Origin of the sequence: Blastococcus sp. HT6-4, from assembly GCF_039679125.1 — a bacterium.
Taxonomy (GTDB): Bacteria; Actinomycetota; Actinomycetes; order Mycobacteriales; family Geodermatophilaceae; genus Blastococcus; species Blastococcus montanus.
Genome location: NZ_CP155551.1, coordinates 4,125,783 through 4,149,509 on the forward strand (window position 1 = coordinate 4,125,783; position 23,727 = coordinate 4,149,509).

Annotated in this window: 26 protein-coding genes; 11 read left to right on the plus strand and 15 right to left on the minus strand. The window is 75.1% G+C overall.

The genetic code is table 11. The features are described from left to right. Positions 1 to 33: 33 nt before the first annotated feature. Both mftF and ABDB74_RS19815 read right to left on the minus strand, forming a co-directional pair. A complete protein-coding gene (mftF, locus tag ABDB74_RS19810) occupies positions 34 to 1,443 on the minus strand; it encodes a mycofactocin biosynthesis glycosyltransferase MftF (protein ID WP_346620583.1) in 1,410 nt (469 codons plus the stop codon). Further along, positions 1,440 to 1,994: a cysteine hydrolase gene (locus ABDB74_RS19815; RefSeq protein WP_346620584.1), complete on the minus strand. Its 555-nt coding sequence runs from the start codon at positions 1,992 to 1,994 to the stop codon at positions 1,440 to 1,442. Before ABDB74_RS19815 ends, mftF begins: the two co-directional genes overlap by 4 nt. Before the next feature lie 141 nt (positions 1,995 to 2,135). Here ABDB74_RS19815 and ABDB74_RS19820 point away from each other — a divergent pair, with 141 nt between their 5' ends. Further along, positions 2,136 to 3,134: an iron-siderophore ABC transporter substrate-binding protein gene (locus tag ABDB74_RS19820; RefSeq protein WP_346620585.1), complete on the plus strand. Its 999-nt coding sequence runs from the start codon at positions 2,136 to 2,138 to the stop codon at positions 3,132 to 3,134. Between the two features lie 42 nt (positions 3,135 to 3,176). On the opposite strand, the gene mftE is transcribed toward ABDB74_RS19820, so the two are convergent. The 3 genes from mftE to ABDB74_RS19835 are packed head-to-tail and all read right to left on the minus strand — an operon-like array spanning position 3,177 to position 5,753. After that, positions 3,177 to 3,872 (minus strand): mycofactocin biosynthesis peptidyl-dipeptidase MftE, encoded by a 696-nt coding sequence (gene mftE / locus ABDB74_RS19825; RefSeq protein ID WP_346620587.1) that lies wholly within the window; start codon positions 3,870 to 3,872, stop codon positions 3,177 to 3,179. A gap of 7 nt (positions 3,873 to 3,879) precedes the next feature. Continuing rightward, positions 3,880 to 4,758 (minus strand): ABC transporter permease, encoded by an 879-nt coding sequence (locus ABDB74_RS19830; protein WP_346620588.1) that lies wholly within the window; start codon positions 4,756 to 4,758, stop codon positions 3,880 to 3,882. Then, a complete protein-coding gene (locus ABDB74_RS19835; RefSeq protein ID WP_346620590.1) occupies positions 4,755 to 5,753 on the minus strand; it encodes an ATP-binding cassette domain-containing protein in 999 nt (332 codons plus the stop codon). The genes ABDB74_RS19830 and ABDB74_RS19835 overlap by 4 nt, the downstream gene beginning before the upstream one ends. Before the next feature lie 105 nt (positions 5,754 to 5,858). Here ABDB74_RS19835 and ABDB74_RS19840 point away from each other — a divergent pair, with 105 nt between their 5' ends. Together ABDB74_RS19840 and ABDB74_RS19845 are read left to right on the plus strand one after the other, a co-directional pair. Next, positions 5,859 to 6,236 carry a YchJ family protein gene (locus ABDB74_RS19840; RefSeq protein WP_346620591.1) on the plus strand — a complete coding sequence of 126 codons (378 nt, stop codon included), beginning with the start codon at positions 5,859 to 5,861 and terminating at the stop codon, positions 6,234 to 6,236. 38 nt (positions 6,237 to 6,274) lie between these two features. Beyond that, positions 6,275 to 6,754, plus strand: coding sequence for a pyridoxamine 5'-phosphate oxidase family protein (locus ABDB74_RS19845; RefSeq protein ID WP_346620592.1), 480 nt, complete (start codon positions 6,275 to 6,277; stop codon positions 6,752 to 6,754). 37 nt (positions 6,755 to 6,791) lie between these two features. On the opposite strand, the gene mftC is transcribed toward ABDB74_RS19845, so the two are convergent. Genes mftC through mftA form a run of 3 tightly spaced genes read right to left on the minus strand, consistent with a single transcriptional unit; the run spans position 6,792 to position 8,472 of the window. Next, positions 6,792 to 8,018, minus strand: a complete 1,227-nt coding sequence (mftC, locus tag ABDB74_RS19850; RefSeq protein ID WP_346620593.1) for a mycofactocin radical SAM maturase — start codon at positions 8,016 to 8,018, stop codon at positions 6,792 to 6,794. Continuing rightward, positions 8,015 to 8,326, minus strand: coding sequence for a mycofactocin biosynthesis chaperone MftB (mftB, locus tag ABDB74_RS19855; protein ID WP_346620595.1), 312 nt, complete (start codon positions 8,324 to 8,326; stop codon positions 8,015 to 8,017). The genes mftC and mftB overlap by 4 nt, the downstream gene beginning before the upstream one ends. A gap of 14 nt (positions 8,327 to 8,340) precedes the next feature. Then, positions 8,341 to 8,472 carry a mycofactocin precursor MftA gene (gene mftA / locus ABDB74_RS19860; protein ID WP_346620597.1) on the minus strand — a complete coding sequence of 44 codons (132 nt, stop codon included), beginning with the start codon at positions 8,470 to 8,472 and terminating at the stop codon, positions 8,341 to 8,343. Positions 8,473 to 8,599: 127 nt separating this feature from the next. Here mftA and mftR point away from each other — a divergent pair, with 127 nt between their 5' ends. The 3 genes from mftR (at position 8,600) to ABDB74_RS19875 (ending at position 11,040) form a co-directional block, all read left to right on the plus strand. Continuing rightward, positions 8,600 to 9,196: a mycofactocin system transcriptional regulator gene (gene mftR / locus ABDB74_RS19865; RefSeq protein ID WP_346620599.1), complete on the plus strand. Its 597-nt coding sequence runs from the start codon at positions 8,600 to 8,602 to the stop codon at positions 9,194 to 9,196. Between the two features lie 67 nt (positions 9,197 to 9,263). Beyond that, positions 9,264 to 10,556 carry a pre-mycofactocin synthase MftD gene (gene mftD / locus ABDB74_RS19870; RefSeq protein WP_346620601.1) on the plus strand — a complete coding sequence of 431 codons (1,293 nt, stop codon included), beginning with the start codon at positions 9,264 to 9,266 and terminating at the stop codon, positions 10,554 to 10,556. Between the two features lie 64 nt (positions 10,557 to 10,620). Beyond that, positions 10,621 to 11,040, plus strand: a complete 420-nt coding sequence (locus tag ABDB74_RS19875; RefSeq protein WP_346620602.1) for a DUF1707 domain-containing protein — start codon at positions 10,621 to 10,623, stop codon at positions 11,038 to 11,040. Between the two features lie 19 nt (positions 11,041 to 11,059). Here ABDB74_RS19875 and ABDB74_RS19880 read toward each other — a convergent pair whose 3' ends face one another. Further along, on the minus strand, positions 11,060 to 12,502 hold the full coding sequence (locus ABDB74_RS19880) for a bifunctional 3-(3-hydroxy-phenyl)propionate/3-hydroxycinnamic acid hydroxylase (RefSeq protein WP_346620604.1): 1,443 nt from the start codon (positions 12,500 to 12,502) through the stop codon (positions 11,060 to 11,062). Positions 12,503 to 12,648: 146 nt separating this feature from the next. Between ABDB74_RS19880 and ABDB74_RS19885 the strand changes: the two genes are divergently transcribed. From ABDB74_RS19885 to ABDB74_RS19895, 3 genes are all read left to right on the plus strand, one after another. Further along, positions 12,649 to 13,776 carry an NDMA-dependent alcohol dehydrogenase gene (locus ABDB74_RS19885; protein ID WP_346620606.1) on the plus strand — a complete coding sequence of 376 codons (1,128 nt, stop codon included), beginning with the start codon at positions 12,649 to 12,651 and terminating at the stop codon, positions 13,774 to 13,776. Positions 13,777 to 13,865: 89 nt separating this feature from the next. Beyond that, entirely contained in the window at positions 13,866 to 14,759 is an 894-nt protein-coding gene (locus tag ABDB74_RS19890) for a MoxR family ATPase (RefSeq protein ID WP_346620608.1), read from the plus strand. Positions 14,760 to 14,842: 83 nt separating this feature from the next. Then, the gene (locus tag ABDB74_RS19895; protein WP_346620609.1) at positions 14,843 to 15,781 is read left to right on the plus strand and encodes a vWA domain-containing protein; all 939 of its coding nucleotides are present in this window, start codon (positions 14,843 to 14,845) and stop codon (positions 15,779 to 15,781) included. Positions 15,782 to 15,826: 45 nt separating this feature from the next. Here the strand turns inward: ABDB74_RS19895 and ABDB74_RS19900 are convergent, their stop codons facing one another. The 5 genes from ABDB74_RS19900 to ABDB74_RS19920 are packed head-to-tail and all read right to left on the minus strand — an operon-like array spanning position 15,827 to position 20,248. Further along, entirely contained in the window at positions 15,827 to 16,498 is a 672-nt protein-coding gene (locus ABDB74_RS19900; RefSeq protein ID WP_346620611.1) for a hypothetical protein, read from the minus strand. A gap of 53 nt (positions 16,499 to 16,551) precedes the next feature. After that, positions 16,552 to 17,112 (minus strand): MOSC domain-containing protein, encoded by a 561-nt coding sequence (locus ABDB74_RS19905; protein WP_346620613.1) that lies wholly within the window; start codon positions 17,110 to 17,112, stop codon positions 16,552 to 16,554. Between the two features lie 20 nt (positions 17,113 to 17,132). After that, on the minus strand, positions 17,133 to 18,254 hold the full coding sequence (locus ABDB74_RS19910) for an XdhC family protein (protein WP_346620614.1): 1,122 nt from the start codon (positions 18,252 to 18,254) through the stop codon (positions 17,133 to 17,135). After that, entirely contained in the window at positions 18,247 to 19,368 is a 1,122-nt protein-coding gene (locus tag ABDB74_RS19915) for a VWA domain-containing protein (protein ID WP_346620615.1), read from the minus strand. The genes ABDB74_RS19910 and ABDB74_RS19915 overlap by 8 nt, the downstream gene beginning before the upstream one ends. Beyond that, positions 19,361 to 20,248 (minus strand): MoxR family ATPase, encoded by an 888-nt coding sequence (locus ABDB74_RS19920; RefSeq protein WP_346620616.1) that lies wholly within the window; start codon positions 20,246 to 20,248, stop codon positions 19,361 to 19,363. The genes ABDB74_RS19915 and ABDB74_RS19920 overlap by 8 nt, the downstream gene beginning before the upstream one ends. 89 nt (positions 20,249 to 20,337) lie before the next feature. Between ABDB74_RS19920 and ABDB74_RS19925 the strand changes: the two genes are divergently transcribed. Then, positions 20,338 to 21,648 (plus strand): M18 family aminopeptidase, encoded by a 1,311-nt coding sequence (locus tag ABDB74_RS19925; protein WP_346620618.1) that lies wholly within the window; start codon positions 20,338 to 20,340, stop codon positions 21,646 to 21,648. 88 nt (positions 21,649 to 21,736) lie between these two features. On the opposite strand, the gene ABDB74_RS19930 is transcribed toward ABDB74_RS19925, so the two are convergent. Further along, positions 21,737 to 22,537: a PRC and DUF2382 domain-containing protein gene (locus tag ABDB74_RS19930; RefSeq protein ID WP_346620619.1), complete on the minus strand. Its 801-nt coding sequence runs from the start codon at positions 22,535 to 22,537 to the stop codon at positions 21,737 to 21,739. Between the two features lie 346 nt (positions 22,538 to 22,883). On the opposite strand from ABDB74_RS19930, the gene ABDB74_RS19935 reads away from it, so the two are divergent. Continuing rightward, positions 22,884 to 23,693, plus strand: a complete 810-nt coding sequence (locus tag ABDB74_RS19935) for a DUF3097 domain-containing protein (RefSeq protein WP_346620621.1) — start codon at positions 22,884 to 22,886, stop codon at positions 23,691 to 23,693. The last annotated feature ends 34 nt before the right edge of the window (positions 23,694 to 23,727 follow it).

Sequence of the window (23,727 nt, forward strand, 5' to 3'; positions counted from 1 at the left end):
CGGGCATTCCGCGTCCCGGCGGGTCCGGTGCCGTCAGCGCGGCGGGCGCGCCGGCAGCAGGGCCCGGGGGTCGCGGGCGCGGGCCGCGCCGGTCCAGAGGCCGGCCCCGTACGCGAGGTCGTCCAGCCGCCGGGCCAGCCCGTGACGGACCGGTCCGATCCGGCCCCGGTGCGGCCACCAGGCGGCCAGCGCATCGGCCAGGGCGGCGGCCGGCACGACCCGCCGCGCGCGGCGGGAGACGACGGCGGCCGCGATGGCGACCGGCCAGTGGTGGCGGGTGACCGCGCGGGCGAGCGACTGCCCCGACGCGGCCAGGCCGCGCGCCACCAGGGCTGCGGCGAGCGCAGCAGGCACCGGCTCCGACGGTCCGGCCAGCCGGCGCGCCAGCCGGACCCCGGTCAGACCGAGCACGGCGGTGGCGACCGCTCTCCCCCGTCGGCCGCCGGCCACCAGCAGCGCCCAGGTGAGCGCCGTCTCCGGCGCGATCACCAGCGGGGCGACCGCGGCGCCGTGCCGGGCGGCGAGCAGGGCTGCGCCGGTGCCGTAGAACGCCCGGCGGCGCAGCCAGTCGGACAGCGCGGCCGGGTGCTCGTGCGCCACCTCCGCGCCCGGCTCGTAGCGCACCCGCCACCCGGCCGCGGTCAGCCGCCAGACCAGGTCGACGTCCTCCGCCACCCGCAGGTCCTCGTCGAAACCGCCGCCGAGCGCGGTCCGGCGGACCAGCAGCGCCGCGCTCGGCACGTACGCGACCGCCGAGAGCGGGCGCACCGCCGCCGCGTGCGGCCCCATGTCGAGAGCGCCGGCGACGTCCTCGTAGGGGGTGATCCACCCCCGCGGTGCGCCGGACAGCGACACGATCCGGGGGGCGACCACGGCCAGCCGCGGATCGGCCAGGTGCGACCGCAGCCGGGCGAGCCAGCCGGGGCGGGGCGCGCAGTCGGAGTCGAGGAACGCGACCAGGTCGGTGCCCGCCGCGGCCAGGCCGGCGTTGCGGGCGGCCGCCGGGCCCCGGGCGACCGCGTGCCGGAGGACGCGGACGCCGTCGGGAGCGGCTACCGGCACCGCGGAGCCGTCGTCGACCACCACCACGGGCAGTCCGGCGGTCGCGGGGTCGGCGCGCAGCGCCGCGAGCAGCCGGGCCAGGCCGGCCGGGCGGTCCTTCACCGGGACGACGACGGTGACGTCCGCCCCGCCGGCGTCCGGCGCGAGGTCGGGGTGGGCGAGACCGTTGTCCAGCAGCCGGGCGGCCAGCGCCGCGCTCGTCGCGTCGCGGACGGCGAGGCGGTCGGTGGCCAGCAGCGCGGCCGCGCGGGGCGCGAGCCGGAGCAGCCGCAGCGGGGAGCCGCCGAGCAGGGTGGCGCCACCGTCCCGGCGGCGGGTGCGCGGGTCCAGGCGGACGGCGAACCCGTCGGGCAGCCGGTCGCCGGGCGGTGCGGGGATCACGCCCCCGCCAGGACCTCGTCGGTGGTCGCGAACGACACCAGCGGCGCGTAGCCGGCCATCACCTGCAGGGCCCGCTCGTGCTCCTCGTCGCCGGCCCCCGCGCAGGCGTCGGTGACCACGCGCACGTGCACCCCGGCGTCGGCGGCCGGGAGCACGGTGGAGAGCACGCAGCAGTCCGTGGCCACGCCGGCGACGGTGAGCGGCCCCTCCCCGACGACACCCGCCAGGGCCGGACCCCACTTGCCGAAGGTGGTCGCGTCCACGACCGGGTGGCCGCCCGGGTCCTCGACGAGCCGGTAGCACTCCGCGTCCGGCGGCTGCAGCGCGAAGTCGTACTGCTGGTAGTACTCCTTCCAGCCGCCGGTGGGCCGGTCCGGCGCCACGAAGCGGGTCCAGACCACCCGGTCGCCGAAGGCCGCCACCAGCCGGCGGACCCGGGGGCGGACCTCCTCGAACCGCGGCGCGGTCCACGGCGAGTCCGGCTCCCCGAAGACGTGCTGGAGGTCGACGACGACCAGCCAGCCCTCCGGCCGTGTGGCCTGCTCGTTCATGCCCCGCTCCCCGCGTCCCGGTCGTCCGGCCCGCCCGGGCCGCGCTGTCGACGAGCGTAACGACGCCTCCCCGGACGTTCCGCGCCCGAACACGTGTGCTGTGCTTAGGGAAGCCTTACCTGATCGTCCGAGGAGTTCCGCATGTCGTTCCGTCCCGCCCTCCGCGGCGCCGCCGCGCTCGCGGCCGCCGCCCTCGTCGTCACCGGCTGCGGCGCCGGCGAGGAGCCCGCCGCCACCGACGACGCGGGCGCGGGGAACGCGTCCGGTCAGTACCCGGCCACCGTCGAGACCGCGTTCGGCGACGTCACGGTCGACGAGGAGCCCGAGCGCGTGGTGGCGCTCGGCTGGTCCGACGCGGAGACCGCGCTGGCGCTCGGCGTCCAGCCGGTCGGCGCGAGCGACTGGCTCGCCGTCGGCGGCGACGACGGCCTCGGCGACTGGGTCGAGCAGGGCTACGACGAGCCGCCGGTGCTGATCGAGACCCTCGAGCCCAGCTACGAGGCGATCGCCGCGCTGGAGCCCGACCTGATCCTCGCCACCCGTTCGTCCGGCGACCAGGACCGCTACGACCTGCTCAACGAGATCGCCCCCACGATCGGCCCGCCCGAGGGCGTGGGCCCCTACCAGACCACGTGGCAGCAGCAGCTGGAGATGATCGGCCAGGCGCTGGGCCGGACCGAGGCGGCCGAGGAGCTCGAGGCCGAGGTCGAGGCGGCGTTCGAGCAGGCCCGCGAGGAGCACCCCGAGTTCGAGGGCACCGAGGTCGCCGTCGGCGCGTACACCGCCGAGGGCTGGGGCGCCTACGTCAGCGGCGACTCGCGGGTGCAGTTCATGGAGCAGTTGGGCTTCGAGAACAAGAACGAGATCGAGGAGCTGGCGATGGAGAACTTCTTCGTCCCGATCAGCGAGGAGCAGCTGAACCTGCTCGACGCCGAGCTGACCGTGGTCTTCCCGATCTTCGTCGAGGCCTCGGAGTTCACCAGCAGCCCGGTGTGGCAGGCGCTGCCCGTCGTCCAGGAGGGTCGCGCCGTCGTCCTGGAGGATCTGACGGTGCTGAACGCCTTCTCCAGCGCCTCGGCGCCCGGGCTCCTGTACGCCATCGACGCGACCGTTCCCCAGTTCGCCGACGCGCTGGACTGAGCCGGGCACCGTTCTCCACGACGCGGGGCGGTTCCAGGGGCACTACCCCTGGAGCCGCCCCGCGTCGTCGATGCGCCAGGCCCGCGCGGCGGCGGCGAGCCGGTCGACCAGCCCCGCGAGCAGCTGCGCACCCTCCTCGGCGCTCGCGCCGGCCGGGTCACCGAGCACGCCGGTCGGGCTGACGGCGCGGACGCCCTCGGCCCGCAGCCGGGGCAGCAGCTCGCCGATGGGCGCGGTCTCGCCGGGCACCGCACGGTCGCGCGGCACGCTCCCCGGTTCCACGTGCAACATCAGCGACGTCTCGGCGCGGCCGGCGTGCGCGTCGGCGCCCGGGACACCGCACGGGAACCACGCCACGTCCCGCCCCTCGGCGCGCACCGCCGGGACCGCCGTCCGCAGCGCGTCGAGGTTGCCGCCGTGGCCGTTGACGACCAGCAGGCGCCCCGCCCACCGGCACGCCGAGCGCGCGTACTCGACGAGGAGGAGGGTCAGCGCCTCGGTGCCGAGCGAGATCGTGCCGGGGAAGCCCTCGTGCTCGCCGCTGGCCCCGTAGGCCAGGGCGGGGGCGAGCAGCGCGCCGTCCAGCCGCTCCGTCGCCGCCCGCGCGGCGGCCGAGGCGATCGCGGTGTCGGTGCGCAGCGGCAGGTGCGGGCCGTGCTGCTCCACCGACCCCAGCGGGACGACGAGCAGCGGCCGCTCGGGCAGCCCCGCCCAGGTGGCGCCGGCGAGGGAGCTCACCGCCGCATCACTCCGTCGTCCGGAAGACCCGCGCGGCCAGGGCCACGAGCCCGAGGGTCAGCACGGCGACGGCGCCCAACTGCACGAGCACCGGAACCTCCCAGCCGAACCAGGTGAGCCCGGGCAGCAGCCGCTCCTGCGCCTCCGCGGTCAGGTCGAGGCGGTCGAGGGTGAACTGCCGCATCGGCTGCACCACGTAGGTCAGCGGGTTGAGCCTGGTGAGGAGCGACAGCCAGTCGGGCAGGCCCGCGATCGGGAAGAGGGCGCCGGACAGGAACATCATCGGCATGATCAGCAGCTGGCTGACCGGCATCGCCGTCTGGATGGTCCTGATGCGGGTGGACAGCAGCACGCCCAGCGCGGTGAGCAGCAGCGCGCCGAGGAAGAGGCAGCCGGTCAGCTGCAGCAGCAGCACCGGCGAGTAGGGGATGTCCACCAGCCCCACCAGGGCCAGCAGGACCATGCTCTGCACGGTGGCCACGATCGCGCCGCCCAGGCACTTCCCCCAGATGATCGAGCCCCGGGAGATCGGCGCGACCATCATCTCGCGGAGGAAGCCGAACTCCCGGTCCCAGACGAGCGAGATCCCGGCGAAGGCGGCGGTGAACAGCACCGACGTCGCCAGGACGCCGGGGAACAAGAAGGTGCGGAAGCTGACGTCGCCCCCGGTGTCCACGATGCTGCCCAGGCCGGTGCCCATCACGAAGACGAACAGCAGCGGCTGCAGCAGCATGGTGAGCATGCGGGCCGGATCGCGCCGGAGCCGGTGGAGCTCCCGGCGGGTGACCACCCAGGTGGCGCGCAGCTGGTGGGACCGGTCGCTGCGGACCTCGTCCGGCGGCGGGGCGACCGGGGTGGCGGGCGCGGCGGTGTCGCGGGTGGTCATCTCATCGCCTTCCGGCGGACGCCGAACGTGCGGCCCTGCGGCCCGTCGGAGTCACGGATCGTGCGGCCGGTGTAGGTCAGGAACACGTCGTCCAGGCTGGGCCGGTTCACCGTCACCGACCGGATGCCCACCCCCAGCTCGGTGAACAACCGGGGGACGACGGCGGCGCCCTCCGGGACGGCGAGGGTCACCTGGCCCTCGTGGACCCCGGCCTCGATGCCCAGCCGTTCCCGGATGCGCGCGATGGCCAGCTCGTCGTCGTCGGTGCGCAGCGCGATCCGGTCGGTGCCGACACTGGACTTGAGCGCCTCCGGGGTGTCCTCCGCGACGATCTCGCCGTGGTCCATGATCGCGATGCGGTCGCAGTGCTCCGCCTCGTCCATGTAGTGGGTGGTGACGAAGACGGTGATGCCGGTGCGGCGTCCCAGGTCGTGCAGGTAGTCCCAGATCGCCGCGCGGGTCTGCGGGTCCAGCCCGATGGTGGGCTCGTCCAGGAAGAGCACCTGCGGGGCGTGCACGAGGCCACGGGCGATCTCCAGCCGCCGCTTCATCCCGCCGGAGAACTTCGTGACCGTGTCGTGCCGCCGGTCGGCCAGGTCGACCATCTCCAGCACCTCGTCGATGCGACGCGCACCCTCGGCCCGGGAGAGGCCGTAGAGGTCGGCGTGGAAGCGCAGGTTCTGCTCGGCGGAGAGCTGCAGGTCCAGCGTCTGCTGCTGGAAGACCAGGCCGATGCGCCGGCGCACCTGGTCGCGCTCGCGGACGACGTCGTAGCCGGCCACCCGCGCGGTCCCCGACGTGGGGTTCCGGATGGTGCAGAGCATCTCGATGGTGGTCGACTTCCCCGCGCCGTTGGGGCCCAGGAACCCGTAGGTCTGGCCGGCCTCGACGCGCAGGTCGATGCCCTTGACCGCCTCGACCACCCCGCCGGCGGACGGGTAGCGCTTGGTGAGCCCGCTGACCTCGATCGCCGGCGCCCTCAGGGTGTCTGACACACCGGACACCATGCTCCACCGGGGAACGGCTCCGCCACCGAGTACCCGACCGGCACCCGGGCGGTGCCGGCGGACACGGCGCGGCGGGTTGGGGACACTCGGTCCGTGCCTCCTCGTCGCTGCCCCTGCGGAACCGGACTGCCCTACGACGAGTGCTGCGGGCCGCGGCACGACGGGTCGGCGCCGGCGGCGACCGCCGAGCAGCTGATGCGGTCGCGGTACAGCGCCTTCGCGATCGGCGACGCCGCGTACCTGCTGGCCAGCTGGCACCCCACCACCCGCCCGTCGTCGGTGGAGCCCGACCCGGCGGTGCGCTGGACCGGCCTGGACGTGCTCGCCACCACCGGCGGCGGGCTGCTCGACCGCGAGGGCACGGTCGAGTTCCGGGCGCACTGGCGCTCGGGCGGGGAGTCCGGCGACCAGCACGAGGTCAGCCGGTTCGTGCGGGAGGACGGCGCCTGGCGTTATCTCGACGCGGAGTGAGGGTGTCGGGCGCGGCCACCGTGGGCACCTGCCCGGGCATGAGTGCAGAGGAGACCCGCAAGGTCGCCGAGCTCCTGAAGGGCGAGCGCTTCGGCTTCCTCACCACGATCGCTCCGGGCGGGAAGCTGACCAGCCGCCCGATGACGCTGCAGGAGGTCGAGTTCGACGGCGACCTGTGGTTCTTCGCCGAGCGCGGCTCCCACCCCGTGGCGCACGTCGCGGCGTCCCCGCAGGTCAACGTCGGCGTCGGCTCCGGTGGCACCTGGGTGTCGCTGACGGGGCACGCCCGCGTGGTCGAGGACACCGCGAAGAAGAAGGAGCTGTGGAACGGCGGCGTCGAGGCGTGGTTCCCGAACGGGCCGGAGGACCCCGATGTCGTGCTGATCAGGGTCGAGGCCGACTCCGCGGAGTACTGGGACAGCCCCGGCGGCCGCCTGGCCACGGCGTTCAGCTTCGTGAAGGCCAAGGCCACCGGCGAGCGGATCGACGCCGGGGAGAACAAGAAGGTCGACCTCTGACCCCTCGGCGCCGGCCCGCGCTGGCCGGCGCCGAGGATCAGCGCAGGTCGAGGCCCGCCAGCGGCGACTCGTCGCAGGCCTTCGCCGGCGGCAGCGCGGGCATGCCGAGCAGCGTCGGCTGGCCGCGCACCGGGCCGGAATGCGAGTGGTCGATGTGGCTCCGCGGCGTGGTCAGCTGCTGGTCGCGGGCGGCCAGCGCCGTCTCGCCGTAGCCCTGCACGCACTCGGGGTCGGGGCCGTCCAGCGGCAGGCCGGTGAAGAACTTCGCCGCCATGCAGCCGCCCCGGCAGGCGTCGAAGTGCGCGCACTTCGTGCAGGCGCCGCCGGTCTGCGGGCTGCGCAGATCGGCGAAGAGCTCGCTCTGCTGCCAGACCCGCTGGAAGCCGCCCTCGTCGCGCACGTTGCCGGCGAGGAAGTTCTCGTGGATGGCGAACGGGCAGGCGTAGACGTCGCCCACCGGGTCGATCAGGCAGACGACCCGGCCGGCGCCGCACAGGTTCAGCCCCGGCAGGGCCTCGCCGAACGCGGACAGGTGGAAGAACGAGTCACCGGTCAGCACCTGCTCGCCGTTGGCCAGGAGCCAGTGGTACAGCTCCTTCTGCTGCTGCTGGGTGGGGTGCAGCTGGTCCCAGACGTCGGCCCCGCGGCCGGAGGGGCGCAGCCGGGTGATCCGCAGCTGGGCGCCGAAGGAGTCGGTGAGCGCCTTGAACGCGTCGAGCTGGCCGGCGTTCTCGCGGGTGACGACGACGGAGACCTTGAAGTCCTTCATCCCGGCCTCGGCCAGGTTCTCCAGCGCCCGGACGGCGGTGGCGAAGGAACCGGCGCCGCGCACGCGGTCGTTGACCTCCGCGGTGGCGCCGTCGAGGGAGATCTGCACGTCGACGTAGTCGGTGCGAGCCAGCTGCCCGGCGCGGGTCTTGTCCAGCTTCACGCCGTTGGTGGAGAACTTGACGCCGACGTCGTGGCCGATGGCGTAGTCGAGCAGGTGCCAGAAGTCCGGCCGGACGGTGGGCTCGCCGCCGCCGACGTTGACGTAGAAGACCTGCATCCGCTGCAGCTCGTCGATGACCGCCTCGGCCTCGGCGGTGGAGAGCTCGCGGGGGTCGCGCCGTCCCGAGGAGGACAGGCAGTGCACGCACGCCAGGTTGCAGGCGTAGGTGAGCTCCCAGGTCAGGCAGATCGGGGCGTCCAGCCCGTACTCGAACTGGTCGATCAGGCGCCCGCCGGTGGGGCGCTCGGGGCGGGCGGGCAGGACGGCGGTCACGGGGCCTCCCGGCGTTCGATCATCTGCGAGCGGGCGAGGTCGGCCAGCGCCTTCACGTAGGCCCCGCGCTGGGCGTCGGGGACGCCGCAGGCGGTGAGCGTGGCCGCGGCGCTGGGGTGGTCGCCCAGGGCCTCGACGACGGCGACCAGCGTCTTCGACTTCAGGAAGGAGAGCTTCCGGTTGCCGAAGTGGTAGACGAGCGCGCCGAACGGCTCGGGCCGCAGCGCGACGGACCGGGCCCGCCGCCAGGGCAGCTCCGCGTCGAAGGCGGGGGCCGCCCGGACGGCCGGGCCGGCCCGGTCCGTCATCGGCACGGCGTCGATCAGTACACCCCGCACATGCCGTCGATGGAGACCTCCTCGACGAGCGACTCCTCGACGAGGGCCTCCTCGGCCGCGGGGGCCTCCGGGGCGACCTCGACGGGGGCCAGGTCGGTCTGGATGGGCTCGGGCATGGGGACCTCCGTGAACACGGTCACATGGACGAGCGGGACGTTAGTGACACCGGGTGCCAGCGGCAACAGCGGGGGTCCGGCCCGCCGGGTGATCCACCGTCTCGGGGACTGCGGGCAGAATGCGCGCGTGGCGGAGACGACGACGGCGCCGGGCAGCCCGCCGGCCGGGCGCGCGCGGGTCGAGCGCGCGGCGCTGGACCTGTTCACCGTCCGCGGCTTCGAGGACGTCACCAGCGACGAGGTCGCCGACTCGGCCGGGATCAGCCGGCGGACCTTCTTCCGCTACTTCCCGACCAAGGCCGACGCCGTCTGGGGCGACTTCGCCGGGCACGTCGCGCGCCTGGCCGGGCTGCTGGCCGCGGCCGACCCGGCCCGGCCCGTGCTCGCGTCGGTCTGCGCCGCCTACGTCGAGGTCAACGACTACCCGGAGTCCGAGCTGCCGCTGCTGCGCGAGCGCATGCGGCTGATCCTCACCGAGCCGGCGCTCCTGGCGCACAGCCAGCTGCGCTTCGCGGAGGTCGACCGCGTGGTGGCGCGGCACGTGGCCGCGCGGACCGGGACCTCCCCCACCGGGCTGCTCCCCCGGCTGGTCGCCGCGAGCACCCGGGCGGCGGCCACGACCGCCTTCGAGGCCTGGCTGGCCGACGAGGACTCCCGCCTGGCCGAGCACCTGCGCCAGGCGTTCGAGGAGATGGCCGCCGGCTTCCCCAGCCTGCAGAGCTGACCCCTCCCGGTCAGCGACCCCCGCCCGTGTGGTGGCGGTCTCACCTCCGGCGGTAACCTGGCACTGAGTGCCACCGGCCGTCGGGCCGGCCACCAGCCCGGTCGACCGGGCCGACGAGGAGGTTCCGATGGCCAACGCGTGGTTCGAATCGGTCGCCGAGGCGCAGCGCCGGGCGAAGAAGCGGCTGCCCAAGGGCGTCTACGGAGCGCTGGTCGCCGGCTCCGAGCGCGGGCTGACCCTCGAGGACAACCTCGCCGCGTTCGCCGAGATCGGCTTCGCCCCGCACACGGCCGACCTGGCCAACGAGCGGAACATGGGCGTGACCGTCATGGGCCAGTCCATGTCGATGCCGATCATCATCAGCCCGACCGGCGTGCAGGCGGTCCACCCGGACGGCGAGGTCGCCGTCGCGCGGGCCGCGGCCGCCCGCGGCGTCGCCATGGGGCTGTCCTCGTTCGCCAGCAAGCCGATCGAGGAGGTCGTTTCGGCCAACCCGCAGACGTTCTTCCAGATGTACTGGGTCGGCAGCCGCGAGGAGATGCTCGGCCGGATGGAGCGGGCCCGCCGCGCCGGCGCCGTCGGGATGATCGCCACCCTCGACTGGTCGTTCGCCTACGGCCGCGACTGGGGCAGCCCGTTCATCCCCGAGAAGATCGACTTCGAGGCAGCCCGCAAGTACGCGCCGCAGGTGCTGGTCAAGCCGCGCTGGCTGCTCGACTTCGCCCGGACCGGAAAGCTCCCCGACCTCACCGTGCCGAACATGGTGGCCACCCCCGGCGACCCGGCGCCGACGTTCTTCGGCGCCTACGGCATGTGGATGCAGTCGCCGATGCCCACCTGGGAGGACGTCGCCTGGCTGCGCTCGCAGTGGGACGGCCCGTTCATGCTCAAGGGCGTCATGCGGGTCGACGACGCCAAGCGCGCCGTCGACGCCGGCGTCACCGCCATCTCCGTGTCCAACCACGGGGGCAACAACCTCGACGGCACGCCGGCCTCGATCCGCGCCCTGCCAGCGGTGGCCGAGGCGGTGGGCGACCAGGTCGAGGTGCTGCTCGACGGCGGGATCCGCCGAGGCGGCGACGTCGCCAAGGCCCTGGCCCTCGGCGCGAAGGCCGTCCTGATCGGCCGCGCCTACCTGTGGGGCCTGGCGGCCAACGGCCAGGCCGGCGTGGAGAACGTGCTCGACCTGCTGCGCGACGGCCTCGGCTCCGCGATGGTCGGCCTCGGCCGCCCGAACGTGTCGGACCTGTCCCGTGACGACCTCGTCGTCCCCCCGGGCTTCGAGCGGGCGCTGGGCGACACCGCCGTCGAGAACGCCCTGCTGGCCACGTCCCCCGCCCGCCGCCGCCGCGAGGCCTGACCCGCCGCGCGCAGGCCGGGGGATCTCCGCCACCGGAGGTCCCCCGGCTGCCAGGATGACCGCCGTGACCGAGCCGGTGCGCCCCGACGACCTGCGCATCTCCGACGCCGAGCGCGCGGACGTCGCGGCCGGGCTGCAGCGCGCCCATGACGCCGGCCAGCTCGACCTGCTCGAGTTCGACCAGCGGGTGCAGGCGGTGTGGGCGTCCCGCACCCGCGGCGACCTGGCCCGCGTCACCGCCGACCTGCCCGCGCTCCCCGCGCCGGCCGGCCCCCGGCAGCTCTTCAGCGACGACGACGCCGGCGGCGCCATGAAGGTGCTCATCATCATCTGGCTCTGCGCCGGCCTGGTGAACCTGCTCGTCTGGAGCATCCTCGAGGCGACCGTGGAGGGCATCCACCCCTGGTGGCTCTACGTGGCCCTACCGCCGGGCGCGGTGCTCGGCGTGCTCTACGCGATCGGCATCGGCCGGCCCCAGCGCTAGGAAGCACCCGTCCGGGGGCTCACCTGCGCACGGACCGGACGATGCGGTCGGGGCGGATCCGCACCAGCGAGACGTCGCGCAGCCAGTGCCGGAGCGCCCCGGACGGGTCCTCGATCGAGAGCGCCGTGCCGTCGGGGCGCCGGATCCGCAGGTCCGAGGTGATCTCGACGTAGCCGTCCCCCAGGACGTCGTCCAGCCGGCGGGGGCGGCCGTCGACGAGGACCTCCGGCTGCGGGAGCAGCGTGCCCGCCAGGCGGCGGCCGGCCCGGCCCCGGCGCGCCACCAGCGGACCGCGCGGCAGCGGCGGGGTCCGGCTGTCGGTGGCCAGCCGGGCCACCGCGGGGATCCGCCGGACAGCGGCCAGCACGGCCCGCCGGACGACGGCGCCGCCACGGCCGCCACCGGTCATCAGCGCGCCCAGCAGCAGCGCCACCCGGATCAGCGCGCGGGCGTGCGGCTCCCGTTCGGCCTGGTAGGTGTCCAGCAGCGTGTCCGGCGCCTCCCCGCGCAGCACGGCGGCGAGCTTCCAGGCCAGCTGGTGGACGTCGCGCAGCCCGAGCCCCAGCCCCTGGCCGACGAACGGCGGGGTGAGGTGGGCGGCGTCGCCGGCCAGCAGCACCCGCCCGGCCCGCCAGCGGTCGGCGACCTGGGCCCGGAACGTGTACTCGACCGCGCGCAGCACCTCGACGTCGGCCGTACGGGCGACGGGCGCCAGGAGCGACGCCAGCCGGTCCGGGCCGGCCAGCTCCGCCGCCGTCTCCCCGGGCGCGAGCCGGAACTCCCAGCGGTAGCGGTCGCCGGTCACCGGCATGAACGTCGCCGCCCGGCGGGGATCGCACACCTGGTGCACGCCCGGCCAGACCGGCAGCGGCTCGGTCGCCCGCGCGTCGACCACCAGCCAGCGGTCGGCGGGGCCCAGATCGCGCATGCGGGCGCCGATCAGCTCCCGGACGGTGCTGTTGGCGCCGTCGCAGCCGAGCACGGCCGCCGCCCGGACGGACCGGTCCGCCCCGGTCCCGCGGTCGGTCCACCGCACGGTCACCCCGCCGGCGTGCTGCTCCAGCCCGGTCACCTCGCCGCCGCGGTGCACCTCGATCCCGGGCGCCGACGCCACGGCCGCGGCGAGCACGGCCTCCAGGTCCGGCTGGTGCACGAAGGAGCCCTGCGGCCACCCGTTGCTGCCGGCGTCCGGGGCTCGGCGGAACTCCGCGAGCACGCGGTGGGCGCCGTCGAGCACCCGCAGCCCGGCCATCGACCGGCAGACCGCGGCCACCTGGTCGGCCACGCCGACGGCCTGCAGCACCCGGAACACCTCGTCGTCGAGGTGCACCGCGCGCGGCAGCGGATACGGCTCGGCGTACCGCTCGACGACGACGACCGGGAGACCACGCCGGGCGAGCAGCAGGGCCGCCGTGAGCCCGACCGGGCCGGCGCCCACCACGACCACCGGGGCGCCGGACACCTCGCCATCATCCCGGCGCCCACCGCCCGTTGCACCGCGACGGGACAACGTTGCATGCTCTGTGCCCGATGTGACGTAGGGCATAGCGTGCGACTCGGACGTGCGCGTTCGCGCATGCGTGAACAGCCCTCGACGAGGAGGTTCCTGTGCCCGTGAACACCCGTGGCGCGATCCTGCGCTCCGCCCCAGGACAGTGGGAAGTCACCGATCTGGTCGCCGACGACCCGCGAACCGGTGAACTGCAGGTCAAGCTGGCCGCATCCGGCATGTGCCACTCGGACGACCACATCGCCACCGGCGACATGCCGGTCGGCCACTACCCCTTCCTCGGCGGCCACGAGGGCGCGGGCGTGGTCACCGCCGTCGGCCCCGGCACCAAGGACTTCAAGGAGGGCGACCACGTGGTCTTCTCCTTCCTCCCCGGGTGCGGTCGCTGCCGGTACTGCGCGAACGGGCAGCAGTACATCTGCGACTCGGGTGCCAACCTCCTGATCGGCTCCCGCTGGGACGACGCCGAGAGCTTCCGCTTCCAGACCTCCGACGGCACCCCGGTCGGCCAGATGTGCGGGCTGGGCACGTTCGCCGAGGTGACCACCGTCGACGTCCGCTCCACGGTCAAGATCCCCGACGACATCCCGCTCGACGTCGCCTGCCTCGTCGGCTGCGGCGTCGGCACCGGCTGGGGCACGGCCGTGCAGGCCGGCGAGGTGCGCGCCGGCGACACGGTGATCGTCATGGGTATCGGCGGCATCGGGATCAACGCGGTCCAGGGTGCGGCGCACGCCGGGGCCAGCCATGTCATCGCCGTCGACCCCATCGACTTCAAGCGCGAGAAGGCGATGGAGCTCGGCGCCACCCACGCCTTCGCGAGCATCGAGGAAGCGGCCGACTTCGGCCGCAGCGTCACCAACGGGCAGGGCGCGGACAAGGTGCTGATCACCGTCGGCGTGCTGAAGGGGGAGCACGTCGCCCAGGGGGTCGAGGCGCTCGGCAAGGGCGGGCGGGTCGTCATCACCGGCCTCGGTGACCTCACCGACGTCGGCATCCCGATCAACCCCAGCATGCTGGCGCTGTTCACCAAGGAGATCCGGGGCGCGCTGTTCGGCGACCAGAACCCTAGCGCCGACATGCTGAAGATGCTGCGGCTCTACCAGGAGGGGAACCTCAAGCTCGACGAGCTGATCACCAAGCGGTACAAGCTCGACGACATCAACCAGGGCTACGAGGACCTGCACGCGGGCAAGAACATCCGCGGCGTGATCGTCTACGACTGACCCCGCGCCGCCCAGGCATAGGAACCTTCACCTACGTCCGGTGGCGTCATCGCACAGGTGAAGGTTCCTATGCCTGCGGCAGGAGGATCGTGACCGCCACCCGCACCGCTGCCCGGCTGGACGTCGGCGGCATGGTGCGGGTGGCCCGCGACCGCGTGGTCGCCCGCATCCGCGAGGCGGAGGTGGTCGCCGCCGCGCTCTCGGCCGGACGCAACGTCGTGCTGGAGGGCCCACCCGGCACGGGCAAGACGACGCTGCTGCGCTCGCTGGCCGACGGCGCCGGCGTCCCACTGGTGCTGGTGGAGGGCAACGCCGAACTGACGCCCACCCGGCTGGTCGGCCACCACGACGCCTCGCGGGTGCTCACCGAGGACTACCGGCCGGAGAACTTCGTCCCCGGCCCGCTGACCCGGGCGATGACCGAGGGCGCTCTCCTCTACGTCGAGGAGTTCAACCGGGTCCCCGAGGAGACGATGAACGTCCTGCTCGGCGTGCTCTCGGAGCGCGAGATGCACGTCCCCCGGTTCGGCCGCGTAGCCGCTCGTCCCACCTTCCGGCTGGTCGCGGCGATGAACCCGTTCGACGCGGTGGGTACCGCACGGGTGACGCCGGCCCTCTACGACCGCTCGTGCCGGGTCGCGATGGGCTACCAGGACGAGGCCGCCGAGCTCGCCGTCGTCACCTCGGTCACCGAGGGGCCGGCCGAGCTCGTCGCGCGGGCGGTGCGTGCGGTCCGGATCACCCGCGACCACCCCGAGCTGCGCATCGGCGCCTCGGTGCGCGGCGCGATCGACACCGTGCTGATCGCCGTGGAGCTGGCGACGGTCCGGGGCGCGGGATCGGTCGACGAGGACACCGGCCTGGACGCTGCGCTGGCCGCCATGACCGGCAAGGTGACCCTCGGCGACGGCGTGGCCCGCCCGGTGGAGGACGTCGTCGCCGACATCTGGCGCCGGGCGGGTGAGGAGCTGGGAAAAGGCTGACGCCCGAGGCCACCGAGCCCGGGCCCGGGCATCCGCCGCCGCCGGGCCCGGGCGGCGAACCGCCGGGCAGCCCGCCGCCGAAGGTGGTCAGCGACCCCGCCGAGGTCGAGGAGCTGCTCCGCTCCCAGGCCGCGCGCCGCGCCAGCCGCGACCAGCTCTCCCGCAGCAACCCCGACTTCGACGCCGTCTCCCCCGCGGCCGGGCAGCTGGACGCCGCGGCGGTGGCCGACCTCGCCGCCCGCGACCCCGACGCCGCGGCGCGGGTCCTGGCGGCGGCCGCCCGCGCCTTCGACCCGGCGCTGCGGGCCGCGGCCCGGTCGCTGGCCGCCCGGTTCCCGGTCGGCCGGCCCCGGACCGGCGTCGCGGACCGGCCCGGCACCAGCCGGATGGTCACCCGCCGGGAGCCCACCGGCTCCGACGTCGACCTCGACGCCTCGCTGGCCGCCCGCGGCGCCGAGCCGCACTGGCGCGCGGAGCACCTGCACACGCGCGGCTGGCGGTCCACCGGCCGTGCCGTCGTGCTGCTGGTGGACGCCAGCGGCTCGGTGGCCGGCGACGAGCTGGCCGCCGCCGTCCTGACCGCCTCGGCGCTGGTGCAGCGGATGCGGCCGGGCGACGAGCTGGCGGTCGTCGCGTTCTGGTCCAGCGCCGTCGTCCTCCGCCCGATGTCCGCCGACCCGCGGGTCGACCTCGTCGTGGACCGGCTGTGCGACCTGCGCGGCGGCGGCACGACCGACCTGGAGCTGGCGCTGCGGACGGCGGCGGCGCAGCTGGCCCGCTCGCGCGCCGCCGACCGGCAGGTGCTGCTGCTGTCCGACGGCCTGGCCACCGAGAGCCCCGACCCGGTCGACGCCGCCCGGGCGCTCGCGCGCGTCCCGGCCCGGCTGCAGGTCATGGCGTTGTCGGCCGAGGAGGAGGCGACCGTCTCCTGCGCGGCCCTCGCGGCAGCGGGCGGCGGCCGGGTGGCCCCGCTGCACCGCCCCTCCCAGGCCCCCGCGGCCGTGCGCGAACTCCTGGGCTGACTGCCCTGCCGGCCGGGCGCCCCGCTCGGGACGCCCGGCCAGGGGTCACGCTCCCAACTGCTCGAGGTCCAGCGCGTCCTCGGGAGCGGAGATCTCCTCCTGCTCGCCGAAGTCGCTGAAGGTGACCGTGCCCTCCGAGTCGTCCGCGCCGGTCATCTCGAGCGGGTAGGCCGGGTCGTCGTCGGCGACGGTGAGGGTGCTGCCGTCCTCCTGCTCGACGATGCGAACGGGCTCGCCGTCCACCTCCTCCGCGCGGGTCTCCTCGCGGATCTCGCCGTCGGGGTCGCGCAGGTCGTCGGCGAACCCGGCCAGGGTGAAGTCCGCGAACTCGCCGGCGGCCTCCGGGGGCATGAGCACCCAGGTGCCGTCGAACATGCCGAGCGCCTCCTCCGGCATCCCGAAGCCGGCCCAGAACTCGCTCGGGGCCTGCATGAAGACGTCCCCGCCGACGCTGATGATCCCGATCTCGGTGCCGGCGATGGTGAGCGTGCCTGCGGCGTCGTCGCCCTGCAGCTGCAGGTCGACATCCATCTCCTCGCCGTCCTCCGTCATGGTGCCGGAGATGTGCACGGCCCCGGCCTCCTCGAGCGCGTCGGCGGCGGCCGCGGCGACCTCCTCGCCGGACCTGCCCTCGAGCGGGGTGTCACCGCCACAGGCGGAGAGCAGCAGGGCGGCAACGGGCACCCCGGCCGTGGCGGACAGCGATCGGATGCGCATGGATCTCCTTCGACGCGGACGGACCCGGAGCTCCCGGGCCGCGCACATCGTGATCACCCGGGGGGTCGCGCGGGCACCGGGCCGCGGCGTGTCGGGGAACGTCGGACGCCTGCGCGACGTGGGTCGAGTGGGACGGTAGTGCGCAGCACAGCCGGCCCCAGCCGCAGCACACCGTCGGACAGGACCGCGCAGCGCACACCGCCCCTCCCCCGGAGCCCACGGTGGGCCCCCGGGGCCAGCACGGTGTCCATCCAGGCGCAGGGGTTCGCCGGGCGCCCGCCGCGCAGCAGGACGGCGCCCGCGCCGCAGTCGAGCGCGAACTCGCTGCCGCGCAGCGCCTCGACCTCGGCGCCGCGCAGCACCACGTTCCGCCGGGTCAGGAGCGGGTCGAACGGAGCGGCGCCCAGGTCGCCGGCGAGCGCCTCGAGCGACTCCACCGCCAGCACGGTCACCTGCGCGTCCCGGTGCGCGGGCCGGCCGGCGTAGCGGTCGCCGACGATGCCCAGCCCGGCCCGGAGCTCGATCCGCTCCCGGCGGTCCCCCGCCTGGCCGGGCGGCGCCGCCCCGGGCCGCCCGCCGTAGCGGTGCACCGGCGAGGCGAGCAGCCCGACCACCTCGACGTCGTAGCGGTGCGTCAGCGCTCCGCCGTCTCGTGGATGGGGCCCTCCACCTCGGCCAGCCGCCGGCCGGTCCCGCCCCAGCGGCCCTGGATGATCTCCGCCGCGATCGAGACCGCCGTCTCCTCCGGGGTGCGGGCGCCGAGGTCCAGCCCGATCGGCGAGGACAGCCGGGCCAGCTCGTCGTCGGTCAGCCCGGCCTCGCGCAGCCGCGCCAGCCGCTCGTCGTGGGTGCGCCGCGAGCCCATCGCCCCGACGTAGGCCACCGGGGTGCGCAGCGCGACCTCCAGCAGCGGGACGTCGAACTTCGGGTCGTGGGTGAGCACGCACAGCACGGTGCGCTCGTCGATCCGCCCCGCCTCCACCTCGGCCCCCAGGTACCGGTGCGGCCACTCGACGACCACCTCGTGCGCCTCCGGGAACCGCCGAGGGGTGGCGAACACCGGGCGGGCGTCGCAGACGGTCACCCGGTAGCCGAGGAAGGCACCCACGCGCGCGACGGCGGCGGCGAAGTCGATCGCCCCGAACACCACCATGCGGGCCGGCGGGGCGAAGCAGTTCACGAACAGCGTCAGGTCGTCGCCGCGGCGCTCGCCGTCGTGCCCGACGTGCAGCAGCGCGGTGCGCCCGGCCACCAGCATGCCGCGGGCGTCGGCGGCGACGGCGTCGTCGAGCCGCTGCGAGCCGAGCGTCCCCGAGGCCCGGTCGGGCCAGAGCACCAGCCGGCGGCCCAGCCGGTCGTCGGGCCCGGCGACCACGGTGACGACGGCGACCGGCTCGTGCCGCCCGACCGACTCGGCGATCTCCCCCAGTTCGGGGAACGACTCGCGGGAGACCGGTTCCACGAAGACGTCGAGGATCCCGCCGCAGGTCAGCCCCACGGCGAACGCGTCGTCGTCGCTCACCCCGTAGCGCTCCAGGAGGGGGCGGCCGGTCGAGACGGCGTCCCTGGCCTCCTCGTAGACCGCGCCCTCCACGCACCCGCCGGAGACGCTGCCGACCGCGGTGCCGTCGGGGCCGACCAGCATCGAGGCGCCGGCCGGCCGCGGCGCCGAGCGCCAGGTGGCCACCACCGTGCCCATGCCGACGGTCTCCCCCGCCTGCCACCAGCCCACCAGGTCGTCCAGGACGTCACGCACGCGAGATCACTCCCGTCAGCTCTTCGAAGGCGGCCATGCTGTGCCCGGCCACGAAGTGGTCCACCGACGGGAGCGCCGCCTGCATCCCGCCGGTGAGCGGCTCGTACCCGACCCTGCCCTTGTGCGGGTTCACCCACACCACGGCGTGCGCCAGCCGCCGCAGCCGCGCCATCTGCTCGGCGAGCAGCTCGGCGCCGCCGCGCTCCCAGCCGTCACTGCAGACGACGACCACCGCACCACGGGCGGTGCCCCGCTGGCCCCACCGGTCGAGGAACGCCTTGAGCACCTCCCCGAGCCGGGTGCCGCCGGACCAGTCGGGGATGGCCTGCCCGCCGGCGGCCAGGGCCCGGTCGGGGTCGCGCAGCCGCAGCTCGCGGGTGACGCGGGTGAGCCGGGTACCGATCGTGAACACCTCGGTCGACACCGGGCGCGCCCGCACGACCGCGTGCGCGAACCGCAGCAGCGCGTCGGCGTACGGCGTCATCGACCCGGAGACGTCGATCAGCAGCACCACGCGCCGGGGGCGGGGCCGCGCCCGGCGGTGCAGCAACCGGCTGATCTCGCCGCCGTCCCGCAGCGCGCGCCGGACCGTCCGCGCCGGGTGCACCGAGCCGTGCGCGGACGGCCGCCGGCGCCGCGCCGGGCGCATGGGGGCGGCGGGGACCAGCAGGGCGAACAGCCGGCGCAGGTGCTCGCGCTCGGCGTCGGTGAGCCCGGCGACGTCGCGGTGCCGCAGCACCTCGTCACCGCTGGCCCTCGCCGCGAGGTCGGGGGCGTCGCTGTCGTCGCCCTCGCCGGTGCCCGGGTCGAGCGGCGCGCTCGCCGCCAGCCGGGGCGTCGCCTGCGCCGGGGCCGGGGCCGGGCGGGGGCGGCGCCCGGAGAACCAGGCGGCGAAGGCGGTGTCGTAGCGGTCGAGGTCATCCGGGCCCGAGCAGAGCGTCAGCCGCCCGGCCCAGTAGACGGCCGACGGGTCGAGCACGTCGAGCCGGCCGAGCGCGGCGAGCATCGCCTCGACCCGGTCCGGGGAGGCGCCGACGCCGGCGTGGCGCAGCGTGCGGGCGAACCCCAGCACGGTGTCGACGACGTCGCGCTCCACCACCGCCCCGTCAGCCACCGACGAGGGCCTCCGGTGCCAGCGACCGCACCCGCTCGGTGTCCTCCCGGTACTTGAGCACCGCTCCCAGGGTGCGCGCGGCGAGGTCGGGGTCGAGGTCCCGGGCGCCCAGGGTGTGCAGCGCCGTCGCCCAGTCCATGGCCTCGGCGATCCCTGGTGGCTTGAGCAGGTCGAGCGTCCGCAGGTTGGCCGTCGCCCGCGCCACCTCGCGGGCCAGCTGGTCGGTGACCTCCGGCAGCCGGCGGCGCAGGATCGCGACCTCGCGGTCGAAGTCGGGGTGGGCCAGCCAGTGGTAGAGGCAGCGGCGCTTGAGCGCGTCGTGCACCTCGCGGGTGCGGTTGGAGGTGAGCACGACCAGCGGCGGGGTCTGCGCGCGCACCGTCCCGAGCTCGGGGATGGAGATGGTGAAGTCGCTGAGCACCTCGAGCAGGAACGCCTCGAACTCGTCGTCGGCCCGGTCGACCTCGTCGATGAGCAGGACGCTCGGGGAGTCCTCCAGCGCCTGCAGCAGCGGCCGGGCGAGCAGAAAGCGGCGGTCGTAGAGGGAGGCCTCCAGCCGCTCGGGGTCGTCGGCGGCGTGCGCGGCCTCCGCGGCGCGCAGGTGCAGCAGCTGGCGGCCGAAGTCCCAGTCGTAGAGCGCCTGGCTGGCCTCCAGGCCCTCGTAGCACTGCAGCCGGTAGATCGGCCGGCCGGTGACCTGCGCCAGCGCGTGCGCCAGCGCCGTCTTGCCGACGCCGGCCTCCCCCTCGAGGAACAGCGGGCGGTGCATGACCAGCGCGAGGTACGCGGCGGTGGCCAGCCCCTCGTCGGGCAGGTAGCCGGTCGCCTCCAGCGCGGCGGCGAGCTGGTCGGGGCTTCCGGGGACCGTGGGCTCGCTCACGTCCAGCAGCATCCCACCGACAGCCGCCGGGCGGGACCCGGGTGCCCCGGCCGGGCGGCCGCCACGAGCGGCGGGGCACGATGACCCGCATGCCGACGCCGGATCCCGCCCCGACCGACGAGCTCGCCCTCGGCGACGACCTGCGCGCGTTCGTCGACGCCTCGCCCTCCCCGTCGCACGCGGTCGCCGAACTGGTGCGCCGGCTCACGGCCGCCGGGTTCACCGAGCTCGCCGAGGCCGATTCCTGGGCGCCGGCGCCCGGGGGGCAGCACTTCGTCGTCCGGCACGGCAGCCTGATCGCCTTCCGCGTGGGCAGCGGCCCGCTGGCGGAGACCGGCATGCGGCTGGTCGGCGCGCACACCGACTCCCCGACCTTCAAGGTCCGCCCCTACTCCGACGTGCGGCGGGCCGGGTACCGGCTGGTCGGCGTCGAGCCCTACGGCGGCGGGCTCTGGCACACCTGGCTGGACCGGGAGCTGACCGTCGCCGGCCGGCTCGTGCTGCGCTCCGGGTCGCCGGACCGGCCGAGGACGGCGCTGGTGCGCCTGCCCGGCGCCCCGCTGCGGCTGCCCTCGCTGGCCATCCACCTCGACCGGGGGGTGCGCGAGGGCCTGACCCTGGACCCGCAGCAGCACCTGGTGCCGGTGTGGGACCGCGACCTGGACACCGGTCCGGGGCTGACCGAGGCGCTCGCCGCCGCGGCCGGGGTGGCCGCCGACGACGTCGTCGGATCGGACCTGGTGCTGGCCGACACCCAGCCGGCGGCGCGGGCCGGCGCCGACGGCAGCTGGGTGGCCGCGCCGCGCCTGGACGACCTGGCCTGCTGCCACTCGGGACTGCTGGCCCTGCTGGCCGCACCGGCCGGGGCACGCACGCAGCTGCTGGTCTGCAACGACCACGAGGAGGTCGGCAGCGGCTCCATGTCCGGCGCCCGGGGCAGCTTCCTCGAGGACGTCGTCCGGCGGCTGGCCGCCGCGACCGACCCCGCCGATCCCCAGGCGGCGCACCGGGCGCTGGCGCGATCGGTGCTGGTGTCGGCGGACATGGCGCACGCGGTGCACCCCACCCGCGCCGAGCGGCACGAGCCGGCCCACCAGCCGCAGCTCGGCGGCGGCCCGGTGCTGAAGGTGAACGCCAACCAGGCCTACGCGACGGATGCGGCCGGCGCGGGCTGGTTCCGGGAGCGGTGCGCCGACGCCGGCGTCCCGGTGCAGGCGTTCGTGACGCGGGCCGACCTGCCGTGCGGCAGCACGATCGGGCCGCTGACCGCGACCCGGCTGGGCGTGGCCACCGTCGACGTCGGCGCGCCGATGCTGGCGATGCACTCCTGCCGGGAGCTCGCCTCGGCCCACGACGTCCCGTTGATGGTCGGGGCGCTCACCGCCTGCCTGGGCAGCTGAGCGACCCCGGGCACGACAGCGGCGGCCGACCGGAGTCTGGTCTCGGTCGGCCGCCGTGCGTCGCGGTCCCGGCGTAGCCGGGAGTCGATCACATGCGCCGGTCGCGGTCCGTGTCGACGCCCTCGGCCTCGATCTGCTCCTTGCGCACGGTCTCGTTCACGGTGACGTTCTCCGTGTGGCTCTCCTTGCCGAGGCGGACGCGCTCCACCGGCACGGCCTCCTTCTCGACGACCGGGCGCTCGTTGCGGAGGGTCACCTCGTGCTCCTCCTCGCTGATCGCGGGCCCGTCCATCGCCTTGCCGGCGTTAGCGTCGGTGATGGGCTCGCGCTCGAGGGTGACCTCTTCACGGGTCACCGGCACGGTCTCGGTCACGTTCTCGCTCACGACGTACTTGCGCAGCCGGGCCTTCTGCGCGCCCTCGCTGGTCGTGCCGACGACGAGCCGCTCCTCGGAACGCGTCATCGCGTCGTCCGTGGTCGGGCCGGAGGTGTCCCGGCCGACGGTGCCGGTGGTGGTGTCGGTCCGGCCGGTCGTGGTGGTCTCGGTGCGGCCGGTGGTGGTCTCCCCGGTCGTGCCCGTGCCGAGGCCGTAGTACCGGTAGAGCTCCTGCTCCTCCGCGGGGGAGAGGTGCCCGTCGGCGTCGATCTTCGGGGCGTCCTTGACGCGGTCCTTGGTGACCGCCACCGTGACGCCGTCGTTGGTGAGGTTGGCGTCACGGATCGGGACGAAGGACTCCTTGGTCCCGAACAGACCCGTCTTCACGGTGACCCACTCCGGCTGGCCGGTCTCGTCGTCGAGGTAGACCTCCGAGGCGGACCCGATCTTCTGGCCCTCCGTGTCGTACACGTCCTGGCCGATCACGCGGCTGATGGTGTCAGTGCCGATCATCGTCTTCGTCGCTCCTTCACTGAGCTCGGATGGTGTCCGTCGCAGCAATGGGTGACCGAGATGCGCACGACCAAACGAGGCCCACCGGATAGTCACGGGCGCGCAACGTCGTCGTCACCCTCTCCGGCCGCACGGACGGTGGGGTCCGCAGGGGATATGCCCAGGTCAGCGCTGCACCGCGGCGCACAACCGGACCAGCCGTTGCACGAACCAAGACAGCCACCGATCGTCACCCTCCGCGATTACCCGCGGGCCGGGCGTGTCCCACGGAACGGTCGCGCCCGACTCCGCACGCGGATCGGCGCGTCGCCCACGACCGGGGGCGCGCCGTGCTTAGCGTCGTGGGGTGCCTCCCCGCTCGCCCTACGACGACCTCGTCCACCCGCGCACGGTCAAGAAGCCCAGCCCCCAGGTGGAGGCGGAGCACGATCTGGTGGTCGAGGACCCGAGCTCCGGGTTCGTGGGCGCCGTGGTGCGCTGCGAGAAGGACGTCGTCCACCTCGAGGCCCGCAACGGCCGCGTCCGCGCCTATCCCCTGGGACCCGGTTTCTGGGTCGACGGCCGCCCGGTGGTGCTGGTGCGCCCGAAGCCGAAGGCGCCCGCCGGCCCCGCCCGGAGCGCCTCCGGGTCGACCTACGTGGCCGGGGCACGGGCGCGGGTGGCCCGGGAGGGGCGCATCTACGTCGAGGGCAAGCACGACGCCGAGCTGGTCGAGAAGGTCTGGGGCCACGACCTGCGGATCGAGGGCGTCGTCGTCGAGCCGCTGCACGGCGTCGACGACCTGCCGGGCATCGTCCGCGACTTCCGGCCGTCGTCGGGGCGGCGGCTCGGCGTGCTCGTCGACCACCTGGTGACCGGCTCCAAGGAGTCGCGGATCGCCGCGCAGATCACCGGGGACCACGCGCTCGTGGTCGGGCACCCGTTCATCGACATCTGGCAGGCGGTCAAGCCGTCGGTCGTCGGCATCAAGGCCTGGCCGACCGTGCCCAAGGGCGAGGACTGGAAGACCGGCGTCTGCACGCGGCTCGGCTGGGAGGACGACACCGGCTACGTGTGGGCGCAGCGCATCCTCGCCCGGGTGAAGACCTGGACCGACCTCGAGCCCGCCCTCATCGGCCGGGTGGAGGAGCTCATCGACTTCGTCACGACCGACTGAGGTCTTGCGCCGGCGCCGGTCACCCGCCATTGTC